The organism is Paenibacillus sp. FSL R5-0766 (genome assembly GCF_037971845.1).
Taxonomy (GTDB): Bacteria; Bacillota; Bacilli; order Paenibacillales; family Paenibacillaceae; genus Paenibacillus.
This window is the reverse complement of record NZ_CP150227.1, coordinates 5,450,377-5,463,824: the sequence shown is the minus strand read 5'-3', so window position 1 is coordinate 5,463,824 and position 13,448 is coordinate 5,450,377. Positions and strand designations below refer to the sequence as shown.

General features: G+C 47.4%; 11 protein-coding genes. All 11 read left to right on the top strand.

All coding sequences use genetic code 11. The features are described 5' to 3' along the window. The first annotated feature begins 4 nt into the window (after positions 1–4). The 11 genes from lonB (at position 5) to hemB (ending at position 13,447) form a co-directional block, all read left to right on the top strand. Positions 5–1,759, top strand: coding sequence for an ATP-dependent protease LonB (lonB, locus tag MKY66_RS23685; protein ID WP_076216935.1), 1,755 nt, complete (start codon positions 5–7; stop codon positions 1,757–1,759). An 86-nt stretch (positions 1,760–1,845) separates the two neighbouring features. Further along, entirely contained in the window at positions 1,846–4,185 is a 2,340-nt protein-coding gene (lon, locus tag MKY66_RS23680) for an endopeptidase La (protein WP_076216936.1), read from the top strand. Between the two features lie 156 nt (positions 4,186–4,341). Further along, a complete protein-coding gene (gene yihA, locus MKY66_RS23675) occupies positions 4,342–4,998 on the top strand; it encodes a ribosome biogenesis GTP-binding protein YihA/YsxC (RefSeq protein ID WP_076216937.1) in 657 nt (218 codons plus the stop codon). A 267-nt stretch (positions 4,999–5,265) separates the two neighbouring features. Further along, positions 5,266–5,853 carry a non-ribosomal peptide synthetase module gene (locus MKY66_RS23670; protein ID WP_076216938.1) on the top strand — a complete coding sequence of 196 codons (588 nt, stop codon included), beginning with the start codon at positions 5,266–5,268 and terminating at the stop codon, positions 5,851–5,853. 336 nt (positions 5,854–6,189) lie between these two features. Next, the gene (speD, locus tag MKY66_RS23665; protein ID WP_036673526.1) at positions 6,190–6,591 is read left to right on the top strand and encodes an adenosylmethionine decarboxylase; all 402 of its coding nucleotides are present in this window, start codon (positions 6,190–6,192) and stop codon (positions 6,589–6,591) included. 342 nt (positions 6,592–6,933) lie between these two features. Continuing rightward, entirely contained in the window at positions 6,934–8,319 is a 1,386-nt protein-coding gene (gene hemA, locus MKY66_RS23660; protein WP_076216939.1) for a glutamyl-tRNA reductase, read from the top strand. Positions 8,320–8,372: 53 nt separating this feature from the next. After that, on the top strand, positions 8,373–9,161 hold the full coding sequence (gene ccsA / locus MKY66_RS23655) for a cytochrome c biogenesis protein CcsA (protein WP_076216957.1): 789 nt from the start codon (positions 8,373–8,375) through the stop codon (positions 9,159–9,161). Between the two features lie 5 nt (positions 9,162–9,166). Then, a complete protein-coding gene (locus MKY66_RS23650) occupies positions 9,167–9,817 on the top strand; it encodes a bifunctional precorrin-2 dehydrogenase/sirohydrochlorin ferrochelatase (protein WP_076216940.1) in 651 nt (216 codons plus the stop codon). 2 nt (positions 9,818–9,819) lie between these two features. Then, entirely contained in the window at positions 9,820–10,776 is a 957-nt protein-coding gene (gene hemC / locus MKY66_RS23645) for a hydroxymethylbilane synthase (protein ID WP_076216941.1), read from the top strand. A 4-nt stretch (positions 10,777–10,780) separates the two neighbouring features. Beyond that, positions 10,781–12,343 (top strand): uroporphyrinogen-III C-methyltransferase, encoded by a 1,563-nt coding sequence (gene cobA, locus MKY66_RS23640; RefSeq protein WP_076216942.1) that lies wholly within the window; start codon positions 10,781–10,783, stop codon positions 12,341–12,343. A 102-nt stretch (positions 12,344–12,445) separates the two neighbouring features. Then, positions 12,446–13,447, top strand: coding sequence for a porphobilinogen synthase (hemB, locus tag MKY66_RS23635; protein WP_076216943.1), 1,002 nt, complete (start codon positions 12,446–12,448; stop codon positions 13,445–13,447). Position 13,448: the final 1 nt, after the last annotated feature.

Genomic DNA, 13,448 nt, shown 5'->3' with positions numbered 1-13,448 from the left:
AGACATGGAATTTGGTATGGTCATCATGTTGATTCAGTTATTTTTTGGAGTGGTGATTGGTTTGTATTTCTGGAACCTGCTGCGTGGCCAGAAAACGAACCGCAGTGCCGTTGAGCGAGAATCTCGCAAGGAACTGGAGAAGCTGCGTAAGTTGCGTTCAATCTCACTCACCAAGCCGTTGTCGGAGAAGACGCGTCCAGCTACCATTAACGATATTGTTGGGCAAAAAGACGGGCTGCGTGCCCTTAAAGCTGCTTTGTGCAGTGCTAATCCGCAACATGTTATCATTTATGGCCCACCCGGAGTCGGGAAGACAGCTGCCGCAAGGGTTGTGTTGGAAGAGGCCAAGAAGAATCCAACATCGCCTTTCAAGCCAGACGCCAAATTCACGGAGCTGGATGCAACAACAGCCCGTTTTGATGAACGTGGTATTGCGGACCCCTTAATTGGTTCGGTTCATGATCCGATATATCAGGGAGCAGGAGCCATGGGCGTTGCAGGTATTCCCCAACCGAAACCGGGTGCTGTCACGAAAGCGCATGGGGGAATGCTTTTTATTGATGAGATTGGTGAATTACATTCGATTCAGATGAATAAGCTGTTGAAAGTGTTGGAGGATCGCAAGGTGTTTTTGGAGAGTGCGTACTATAACTCGGAAGACACGCATACTCCTGCTTATATCCACGATATTTTTCAAAATGGCCTGCCGGCCGATTTCCGCCTTGTTGGAGCAACGACTCGTTCGCCTCATGAACTGCCACCAGCTTTGCGTTCACGCTGCATGGAAGTTTATTTCCGTCCTTTGTTGCCTGAGGAGATTGGGCGAATTGCAGAGGATGCTGTTCAGAAAATAGGGTTCAGTCCATGTCCGGATGCCGTTGATGTGGTCAAGCGATATGCAACCAATGGACGCGAAGCGGTTAATATCATCCAGCTGGCTGCGGGGCTTGCGCTGACAGAGAAGCGTGAGACGCTTCAGGCGTCTGATGTGGAGTGGGTGGCGGGTAGCAGCCAGATTCAGCCACGGCCTGATCGGAAGGTCCCTACACACCCGCAGGTGGGGTTTGTTAACGGCTTGGCGGTATACGGACCGAATATGGGAACCATTTTGGAGATCGAAGTGTCTGCTGTTCCGGCTCTTAAAGATCAAGGCCGAATCAATATTACAGGCGTTGTGGATGAAGAAGAGATTGGAGGCGGTTCGCGTACACTCCGGCGAAAAAGTATGGCCAAAGGCTCGGTTGAAAATGTGTTAACCGTATTAAAAGCCATGGGTATTCGTCCGAATGATTACGATTTACACGTGAATTTCCCAGGTGGGACACCTATTGATGGTCCATCTGCCGGGATTGCCATGGCGACTGCCATTACATCAGCGATTCAGGGACGCCCTGTGGATCATGAGACAGCGATGACTGGCGAGATCAGTATTCATGGTCGGGTTAAGCCTATTGGTGGCGTGCTGGCCAAGGTGGAGGCTGCCTTTCAGGCAGGAGCGAAGACCGTTATTATTCCCGCGGAGAACTGGCAGTCCATTTTTGAGAATCTGGATGGCTTGCGCGTTATCCCGGTAGATACCGTAGAGGACGTATTCCGTGAAGTGTTCGCCTGGGTCCCGGAATCACAACAGATGGAACAGACGAAGCTTGCAGAGGAGACAGTTGCACCTGCACCGGAGATTTTTCCACCGGCATCCGCTTCCTATTTGCGTGCGGACGTGCCTCGTCCAGGACAGGTTACAGATTCGGGAAGCTGCTAAGCGCTTCCCTTCATTGGTTTTTTATGTGAACATTTGATAGAATAATGAATGACTACAACCTGAGAGCCATTGGAGGTGCGAAAGCGATGGGACCGAGCAAAGCGAAAGGTCGTCGTTTTCCTTTACTGCCTTTAAGAGGACTTCTCGTCTACCCGAGTATGGTACTGCATCTCGATGTGGGCCGGGAGAAATCGGTCAAGGCTTTAGAAAAAGCGATGGTAGAAGAACATCTGATTCTCCTATGTTCCCAAGCCGAAGTAAATATTGAAGAACCAACACAAGAGGACATTTTCAGAATCGGAACCGTGGCCAAGGTCAGACAGATGCTGAAGCTTCCAAACGGTACGATTCGTGTACTCGTAGAAGGCATGGAACGGGCTGAAATTATTGAATATACGGACAACGAGGAATATTATGAAGTACTGGCAAAAGAGCTGCCTGAAGAGGAGAACACCCATCCGGAGACGGATGCCTTGATGCGTACCGTTCTGAACCAGTTCGAGAATTATATTAATCTGTCCAAAAAAGTGACACCAGAGACACTCGCAGCGGTGTCTGACATCGAAGAACCAGGGAGGCTGGCCGATGTCATCACGAGTCACCTGTCCTTGAAGATCAAGGATAAACAGGAAATTCTGGAGACCATCGACGTTCGGGAACGTCTGGAGAAATTGCTGGATATCCTGAACAATGAGCGCGAAGTGCTGGAGCTTGAACGCAAGATCAGCCAACGTGTGAAGAAACAGATGGAGAAAACGCAGAAGGAATATTATTTGCGCGAGCAGATGAAAGCGATCCAGAAAGAACTGGGTGAAAAAGAAGGCCGTGCGGGTGAGGTTGAGGAACTTCGCACACAGATGGAAGAACTCGGCTTGCCGGACAAGGTGAAAGAAAAGGTCGAGAAAGAAATTGATCGACTGGAGAAAATGCCTGCAAGTTCAGCTGAGGGCGGAGTCATTCGCAACTACGTGGATTGGCTGCTTGGCCTTCCTTGGAGTCAGATGACAGCGGATGATCTGGATATCCAAAAAGCCGAAGATGTGCTGAATGCAGATCATTACGGATTGGAAAAGCCCAAAGAGCGTGTGCTTGAATATCTGGCTGTCCAGAAACTCGTCAAGAAGCTCAAAGGGCCCATTCTCTGTCTGGTTGGACCTCCAGGGGTTGGTAAAACATCACTTGCCCGTTCAATCGCGAGATCGCTGGGTCGGGAGTTTGTAAGAATATCTCTGGGCGGCGTGCGTGATGAAGCCGAGATTCGTGGTCACCGACGCACCTATGTAGGCGCGATGCCTGGGCGTATCATCCAGGGGATGAAAACGGCAGGTTCACTGAATCCGGTATTCCTGCTGGACGAGATTGATAAGATGGCTTCAGACTTCCGCGGAGATCCTTCCGCAGCGTTACTTGAGGTGCTTGATCCAGAACAGAATAATACGTTTAGTGATCATTTTGTAGAATTGCCGTTTGACTTATCCAACGTTATGTTTATAACAACTGCCAACACGGTACACAATATTCCGCGTCCATTGCTGGATCGGATGGAAATGCTCAACATCCCTGGTTACACGGAGCTGGAGAAGCTGCAAATTGCGAAAAACTATTTGCTGCCCAAACAGAAGCAGGACCATGGTCTGGAAGAAGAGCAATTGGAAATCCCGGATGACGCGTTGTTGCGTGTAATTCGTGAATATACACGGGAGTCAGGTGTGCGTAATCTGGAACAGCAGATGGCTTCGTTGTGCCGGAAAGCTGCCAAGAACGTCGTATCTGGCGTGGAAGGTCAGATTAACATCTCATCAGATAAGATCAAAGACTACCTTGGACCTGGCAAGTTCCGTTATGGTATGGCCGAACTGGAAGATCAGATTGGTACCGTAACGGGTCTGGCGTGGACTGAAGTGGGTGGAGATACCCTTATCATTGAAGTGACTGTTGTGCCTGGAACAGGTAAATTGACTCTCACAGGTAAACTGGGGGATGTCATGAAGGAATCGGCACAAGCCGCATTCAGTTATACCCGCTCCAAAGCTACACAGCTTGGAATTTCGCCTGACTTCCATGAGAAGAACGATATCCATATCCACGTTCCGGAAGGAGCGATTCCGAAGGATGGTCCATCTGCCGGGATTACGATGGCAACAGCGTTAATCTCAGCCTTGACAAACAAACATGTGTCCAAGGATATCGCGATGACTGGTGAAATAACACTGCGTGGACGTGTACTGCCGATTGGTGGTCTGAAAGAGAAATCACTGGCAGCCCATCGTGCCGGTTATAAAAAAATATTATTGCCTAAGGATAACGAGCGGGACCTGCGTGACATTCCAGACAGCATCAAGGAAGATGTGGAGTTTGTACCTGTAGCCCATATGGATCAGGTATTGCAGCATGCACTTGTGGAGCAGACAGGAATTCACCTGTAATCCACGTATCCGAAAGGTTCGTATGAAGATTAGACCGTTCTGCGGAGGCTTCGGCGTCCGCTGGAACGGTTTTTTTGGTATGATAGAACAATCCATGGCATAATACCTTCAACAGGTGATGCATAGCACAGGTTTTCAAGAGAGGAAAGATACAATATGAAAGTAAATCAATCTGAATTTATTATCAGTGCCGTTCGGCCTGAACAATACCCCGATGACGGTTTGCCCGAGATAGCTTTGGCGGGACGCTCCAATGTGGGGAAATCTTCCCTGATCAACCGTTTGATCAATCGTAAAAATTTGGCTCGGACGAGCTCAACACCGGGTAAGACACAGCAACTCAACTATTATAAAATTAATCAGGATCTCTACTTCGTCGATTTTCCGGGATATGGCTACGCTAAAGTTTCCAAAGAGCAACGCTTTGCCTGGGGTAAAATGATGGAGAAATACTTGTTGGGACGCGAAGAATTGAAACTGGTTATGCAGATGGTGGATATGAGACATGAACCGTCCAAAGAGGACAAGATGATGAACGAATGGCTTCGTCATAATGGACTGCCTTTGGTTGTTGTAGCAACCAAGATGGACAAGATTCCAAAAACACGCAGAGCCAAATATATCAAAGTCATTAAGGAATCACTGGGTCTTCGTTCAGGGGATTTGTTTGTGCCGTTTTCATCCGAAGAGGGATTGGGGAAAGAAGAGTTATGGGACATCATTACCCGCCATGCCCGCATAGATAAGTATGCACCAGTTCTGGATGCAGAGAATGCTTCTGAAGAGGAAGAAATTAACGAAATTAACGGATAACCGAGATAGTATACTGTTTTAGTGCAGGAAAGTGAGCATACTAAGTGAATCGTTGATAAGATCAAGATTCATCCGGTTTTTTATGGATTTTCGTGAGAATTCATTATGTGGCTCTGGAGCGAATTAGCTTTATGGTAGTGTATAATGAGCATAGGTGCATATTGCCAACAGTACCAAACATACCGGCTTAGCCGGCCTGAAGAATTTTGAGATGACTGCTACATGTGCAGGAAGACAAAACAATCGGGAAAGAATTGAGGGATTTGTATGGCTCAGCGGTTAGCCACAGAGTATGTTAAGGCCACTATGAAATTGTCAGAACCCCAGATGCATCAGTTTTTGCGCATGACAGAAGACGGCAGGCTTCATCATCGGGTTAAGGTGTTGGACAATGGTTGTCAGGAGGTCGTGCTGGGGGATGTAAGTGGAGAAGAAGTGCATTTCCCTTTTGACCGCATAGAAGGGTTCTATATCTGTGAGTTATCTTGCCGCCTAGTGAATCTGCATCTGACCAACGTTGTCCGGAAGCTCTTTGTGACTTTTAAGGGTGACGGGGTCGTTCATCGGATCTATAAAGGGTTCACCATGACGTATGTTTATGCTCAAGGCACTGTCCACAAAATTGTGGAGAAGACCGGGGAGAACACCCGAGTGATCTATGAATACAAAAATACGTTGCTTGAATTGCAACATCTGTTCCAGGCCAGAGATGTAGAACGCGAAATCAACCGTGTGTATGCCGAGATCGATTCACTGCTGGACACTAGAAAAGATGCGACTGCTGATCAGCTCCATCAGATTGATGAGACCCTTGCTCGTCATCAAAAACGGTTGTTTGAGCTTGAAGCCTATTAGCTTAAAATTGTATGTTTATAAACGTATGTGTATATAATGAATTCCCTTGTATCTTCCGGGCAGTGGCACTCGCCAATGTGGAGGTTTCAGGGGAATTTTTTGATGTGAGATCAAATATTCCGCATTGAACATATTTATTTTACAATCTTCTGGAAAAGGGTTGATTTCACTCTGATTCAATGTTATTTTTAATCTCGTTGAAAACAATATAGGAACCAGGATTCACTCAGGACATTATATGTTGCGAGAGATTTTTCCCTCGGGAAGTGAATGACGTAGGTCCTAGCGGATGAAATTTTTTCAAACATTTTATTCCTAGGAAGGGGGAACCGAAGGATGGAATATTCAACTTTCGGAAGACACGTTGCTGTTGATACTTGGGGTGTCGACTTTAATCTACTGAACAATGCAGAGTATCTGGAAGCCCAAATGGTTGAAGCAGCGGAGGCATGTGGCGCGACAGTAATGTCCGTGCAGTCCAAGCAGTTTGACCCACAGGGAGCGACCGTACTTGTACTATTGTCTGAGAGCCATCTCTCCATTCATACGTATCCTGAGAGAGGTTTTGCAGCGATTGATTGTTACACTTGTGGGGAGACCGTAGATCCACAGCTTGCTATTGACTACCTGGTATCCGTATTAAAGCCTGAAAAAACGTATGCAAAGAAGTTGGTACGTGGATTGGGCGAATTGCAAGTTGAAACACCAGACATGAACAACCAGACGGAACGGGTTTAAATAAAAAGTATATTGCATACACAATGTTCACATATCGGGATGGACACATAACCTCCCAAACTCTAATAGTCATGGAATAATTCCATGGCTATTTGTTTTAATATGCGTATCGTTATGAATATTCATAATCGACACTTTTTAACGCATAACGGTGAAGTTTGGTGAGACACTACAATAAATGACAGTGCATATGATGATGAACATGGTGATTTCATAAACATTTCATAAAAATGACCCGGTCACGGCTATGATGTGTGATATAATTAACCTTGTCAATCATAAATGGATAGACATATGCAGTAAGCACTTTGATTGGAAATTTATTAGGCAGGTGAACTTGCAATGCACATCGTTGTCGTTGGTTTGAATTATCGCACGGCGCCTGTAGAGGTTAGGGAACGATTCACATTTGCAGAAAAGGATTTGTCTGAAGCGCTGCAGCAGCTCAAGCTGACCAAGAGTGTATTGGAAGGTGTAATCGTAGCCACATGTAACCGTACCGAGTTGTATGTTGTGGTGGACCGTCTTCACATGTGTGGTTATTTTATTCGAACATTCATGGAACAATGGTTTAACGTACCACGGGAAGAATTTACGCAACACTTATATATATATGAAGATGATCAAGCCATGCGCCATTTGTTCCGCGTCATCTGCGGACTAGATTCTATGGTCATCGGTGAGACTCAGATTCTTGGACAGGTGAAACAGGCTTTTCTTAAAGCGCAAGAAGAGAAATCAACAGGTACCTGGTTTAATATGCTGTTCAAACAGGCCGTTACGCTGGGCAAACGGGCACATTCGGAGACTTCCATCGGGGAGAGCGCCGTATCTGTCAGTTATGCTGCTGTTGAACTCGGTAAGAGGATTTTTGGCATGTTCACAGACAAGAAGGTGCTCATTTTGGGTGCTGGCAAGATGAGTGAACTAACCGTGAAACATCTCTATGCCAACGGGGCATCCGAGGTCATCGTGGCGAACCGTACGCTCGCAAGAGCTGAAGAATTGGCAGCCAAGTTCCGGGGTACACCTTGTACGATGGAACAGGCACTAGATCGACTTAATGAAGTTGATATTGTGATTAGTTCCACTGGAGCTGAACGTTATGTCATGGATGCAGTAGTGGTACGGGAGAGCATGAAGCGTCGTCAATCTCGCCCATTGTTCCTGATTGATATTGCGGTTCCACGCGATATTGACCCAGCGATTGGTGAATTATCCAACGTATTTCTCTATGACATTGATGATCTGGAAGGAATCGTGGAGAGCAACCTCGAGATGCGTAAGGTGGAAGCTGCAAAGATTGAGAGAATGATTGAGCTTGAGATGGAGGATTATTACCATTGGCTCAAAACGTTGGGTGTTCGTCCCGTTATTCGCGCTTTGCAGGAAAAAGGTGTCTCCATTCATGAAGAAACGATGGATAGCCTGTTTAATAAACTGCCTGAGCTCGATGAACATCAACGTAAAGTCATTCGTCGTTTGACTAAGAGTATTGTGAACCAAATGACGACAGATCCGATTAATCGGATTAAGGAAATGGCAGGCACGAAGCAAGGTGATGAAGCTCTGCGCATGTTTACTCAGATTTTCGCTCTGGAAGATGCATTAGAGATGGCCGCTGAAAAAGTGAGTCAGAGTGATGCCACAGCTCTGGCGAAACCAGCCGCTCACCTTAACGAAAACCGGCAAGACCCCGTGCCGGCTTATGCTCCGGCAGGCGTATAAGGCGGGTGGGCAGCTTGACCCTTGCTGAACAAGTTTATGAAGCTCTAATCTATATGTATGCCCTGAGCCTACTGTTCTATTTCTCGGACTGCATTCGACGCAATGCGGGGGCGAAGCGGACAGGCACAGGGTTTCTTGTCGTTGTTTGGGGATTGCAGGTAACGCATGTCATATTGCGCATGTGGACTGAAGGCCATTTCCCCATCTATACCACCTTTGATTTTTTGTTTATATTTTCATTCAGTATTGTGCTGATGTCTCTCGTCATGACTCGCATCCAGCGTTCCGAATTTGTGATTTTGTTGCTGAATGTTGTAGGTTTTTCCGTTACGGTATTAAACCGACTGTGGTTTACGGCCGGAGAGATATCACTGCATAACTGGCAAACGGTACATGGATTACTCATTATGCATATTACCTTGGCGAATCTTGGTTTTGCGGCGTTAACCGTTGCTACGGTATTTGCCATGTTATATCTGTTCCTGCACCGTAAGTTGAAGAAAAAAAAGTGGAATGAAACGATGCGACGGATGCCAAGCCTGGAAGTGATCGGCAAATACATGGATGGTGCTAATTTCATAGGTACACCGCTTCTTGGCGTTTCTGTGATGCTTGCCGTATTATCCATTGTGGCGGAAAGACGCTGGATTCTACTCTTGGATCTCAAAGTTATTGCGACAGGTCTTGCTATAGCCATCTATGTGGGTTATTTCGTATCCAAGAGAAGGAAACAGTTCTCTACAATTATCATGGCAAGATGGACACTGATCGGGTACGGATTTGTCATTATAAGTTTTTTATCCAATGCGTATTCAGCGTTTCATCGTTGGACGGGAGAGTGAAGGGGATGGACCGTTACACGCCGATATTTGTGAATACTTCAGGCAAGAAATGCTGCGTGGTTGGTGGTGGACGTGTTGCCGAACGTAAAATTAAGGGATTACTGCATGCCGAGGCACAGATTACGGTCATTAGTCCGGAGCTTACTCCCATATTAAAACAACTGCATCATGAATCCCGAATTCAATGGATAGACCGGTCCTACCGCAATGGAGATTTGCGGGGGGCCTTTCTCGTATATGCAGCGACTGACCATTCAGAGGTCAATTCAACTGTGGTTCGGGATGCTGAGGCTGCGGGCATATTGGTGAATAACGCAATGTCTTCGGAGCACAGCAGCTTTATTACGCCAAGCGTGGTAAGGCGTGGGAGATTAAGCATAGCGATATCCACAGCAGGAGCGGGACCGGCAGCAGCTGCGGAGATACGTGCCACACTCGAACGACAGTTCGGTGATGAGTATGAGACGTACCTTGAGTTTTTGCACCAGATGAGGACTGAGGTGAAGTCACGCGTATCTTCTTCAAGTCTCAGAAGTACGTTGCTTCGGCAATTAACTGAAATGCACATATTAGAAGATATTCGTACAGGCCATTTTCGGTGGTGGACCGAAGAAGAAATCGGGGACTGGATATCCCGTAATCAGGAGGAAGTGTAGATATGCGTACAATTAAAGTTGGAAGTAGACAGAGCGCGCTTGCGCTAACCCAGACAGGCCATGTCATTCAGGATTTACGCGATATTTGTGAGCGGGAAGGATTAGCTTTTGACTTTGAAGTACATAAGATTGTTACCAAGGGAGATCTCATTCTGGATGTAACGTTGTCAAAAGTGGGAGGCAAAGGTTTGTTTGTCAAAGAGATTGAACAGGCGATGATTGATCGTACGATTGATATGGCTGTTCATAGTATGAAAGATATGCCTTCCGAGTTACCCGAAGGATTAACGAATGGGGCTATACCTCGTCGTGCAGATCCACGGGATGCGCTGATCTCCAATGGTGGGCTTACTCTGGATCAACTGCCAGAAGGAGCTAGAGTCGGAACAAGCAGTCTGCGCCGGTCGAGCCAATTAAAGGCCTATCGTCCAGATTTGCAATTGGAATCGATACGCGGCAATATTGATTCCCGTCTGCGGAAGCTGGAGACTGAAGGGTTCGATGCGATTATTCTGGCAGCTGCAGGATTGTACCGTATGGGCTGGGAAGACCGAATCACAGAGTACCTGACGGAAACAGCTTGTCTTCCGGCAGTGGGTCAAGGCGCGCTTGGTATCGAATGTCGTGAAGACGATGAGGAACTGTTGCACTTGCTGCAGCTGTATAACGATCCCGAGACAGCATTTCCTGTACAGGCGGAACGCCGTTTTCTCAGTGTATTAAATGGGGGCTGTCAGGTTCCGATCGGTGCTCATGCGGTATGGGTGCCTCAGCAAGATGCAGATTCCCTGAATGGTGAAAACACGTTACAATTAACAGGTATGGTCGGCACGCCGGATGGTGGACTGATTCTTAAGGAAGCTCTGATCGGCAAGGACCCGGTTCGTCTGGGTGAAGAAGTGGCTTGGAGATTGATCGAACGGGGAGCAGAGCAGATACTGGCAGAAGTTAGGGGATGAAGACATGGTGGGAAAGGTCTTTTTGGTAGGGGCAGGTCCTGGGGATGCAAAGCTGATTACGGTAAAAGGGTGGGAATCCATCGGTAAAGCCGATGCTGTAGTCTATGATCGTTTGGCAAGTCCGAGATTGTTGAAACAAATGAAACCCGGCGCAGTCAAGATTTACGTGGGCAAGCGCCCGGATCGGCATACGATGAAACAGGAAGAGATCAATCAACTGTTGGTTGATCTGGCGCTTGAAGGCAAGGTTGTGGTTCGGCTTAAGGGCGGCGATCCAACGATCTTTGGACGTGTGGGCGAAGAGGCGGGTTTGCTGCACAAAAACGGAATTCCGTTTGAGATTGTACCTGGGGTTACCGCTGCAATAAGTGTACCTGCGTATGCCGGAATTCCCGTCACTCACCGTGACTATGCATCTTCCATCTCTATTATTACGGGGCACGAGAGTCCGGACAAGCTTGATCGCAGTATCCATTGGGATAAAGTGACGAACGCAACGGGCACACTTGTATTTATGATGGGGGTTGCCAAAATTGGATATATCAGCGAACAATTGATTCGTCATGGTCGTCCAGCGCAAACACCGGTAGCTCTAATTCGTTGGGGAACACGAGCGGAACAGGATACCCTTACAGGTACCCTTGAGGATATAGAAGCGAAAGTGATCGCAGCCAATTTCCAACCACCAGCTGTTATTGTGGTGGGAGATGTCGTCAATCAGCGGGAACAGTTGAAATGGGCAGAAGCGCTGCCGCTGTTTGGCAAACGAATTCTGGTAACCCGTGCTCGCAGTCAGGCGAGTGAACTGGTGAATCGCATTGAGGAACTCGGCGGCGAACCGTATGAGTTTCCGGTCATTGAGACGGTCATGCCATCCAGTGAATCTGCGCAGCAAAGTGTCAAAGACGCCTTCAGTGCTTTAAATACCTATGACTGGGTGTTTTTCACAAGTGTGAACGGCGTGGAGTTTTTCTTCCGCCATCTGGAACAGGAAGGCAAGGACATTCGCTCGATTCATCAAGCGAGAATTGCTGCCGTAGGACCTTCTACAGCAGACGCTTTACGCAAACATGGTATCGTTGCAGAGGTTGTCAAAGGTCCTTTCCAGGCCGAAGGCATGCTTGAGGCTTTTGAAAGCGAACTGAAAGAAGGGGAGAGAGTATTGCTTCCGCACGGTGATCTTGCACGTACGTGGTTGCGTGACCAGTTGAGAGAACGAGGAATTCAGGTCACCGAAGCCATCACCTACGATACGATCCTCGCTGGTGAGGATGATGACGAACTACTCAAGCTACTTGAAGAAGGTGGTATTCATGCGGTGACCTTTACAAGTTCATCGACGGTTACCAACTTCATGAGTATGTTGAAACGTATGGGGTTGCAAGATCCATTGCCTTTATTGAAAGATGTGGAGGTTGCGTGTATCGGACCTGTTACAGCGAAGACGGCAGAAGCCGCTGGACTAAAGGTTACACTGATGGCAGAGGAAGCAACGATGGATAGCTTGATCACAGTGCTATGCGACTGGAAACGGACAGGCACCCAAGAAGGCGCTCTTCGAAATTAATACACATGTAATCATGTCAACATATGAAGCGTGCTGAATTCGATAGGATACCAGCGCGCTTCCCTTTTTGCTCTATTTAACTTTCAAGGAGGTTTTACTCGTATGAGTTTTCCAATTGTACGGCATCGCCGTTTACGCCAATCCACAGGTATTCGTAATATGGTCAGAGAGACCCATCTAACCGTGGACGACTTTATTCAACCGATCTATGTGACGTATGGAGAAAATGTAAAATCTGAAATTAAATCCATGCCTGGCGTGTTCCGCTTCTCGTTGGATCGTCTTCAAGAGGAAGTAACGGAAATTGCTGAGTTGGGGATTCCAGCCGTGTTATTGTTCGGTATTCCCGAGACGAAGGACAGTGTGGGTTCATCTGGCTTCGCTGAAGATGGCATTGTGCAGGAAGCGACGAGATTGATCAAATCCTGGTACCCGGAACTGCTGGTTGTTGCGGATACTTGTCTGTGTGAATTTACGGATCACGGTCACTGCGGTATGGTACACACCGTGGAGATTGACGGTCACATCTGCGGAGATGTGTTAAATGACGAATCACTTGATCTGCTCGTGAAAACGGCAGTGTCTCAAGCCAAAGCAGGAGCGGACATTATTGCACCATCCAACATGATGGATGGATTTGTGCAAGCGATCCGCGCGGGGCTGGATGAGAATGGATTCAGTCATATTCCGATTATGTCTTACTCTGTTAAATATGCATCTGCATTCTATGGTCCATTCCGTGAAGCTGCGGATTCCACACCACAATTCGGAGACCGCAAGTCATATCAGATGGACCCGGCGAACGCGCGTGAAGCCTTGCGTGAAGCAGAGACGGATGTGCTCGAAGGAGCGGACATGTTGATGGTAAAACCATCCCTCTCCTATCTGGATGTTATGCGCACGATTAAGGATCAATTTGATCTTCCGCTTGTTGCCTATAATGTAAGTGGCGAGTATGCCATGGTGAAGGCGGCGGCGATTCAAGGCTGGATCGATGAGAAAAAAGTTGCCATGGAAATCCTGCTCAGCATGAAACGCGCAGGTGCAGATATGATCATTACCTACTACGGAAAAGACGCTTCACGCTGGTTGGCTGAGAAATAAA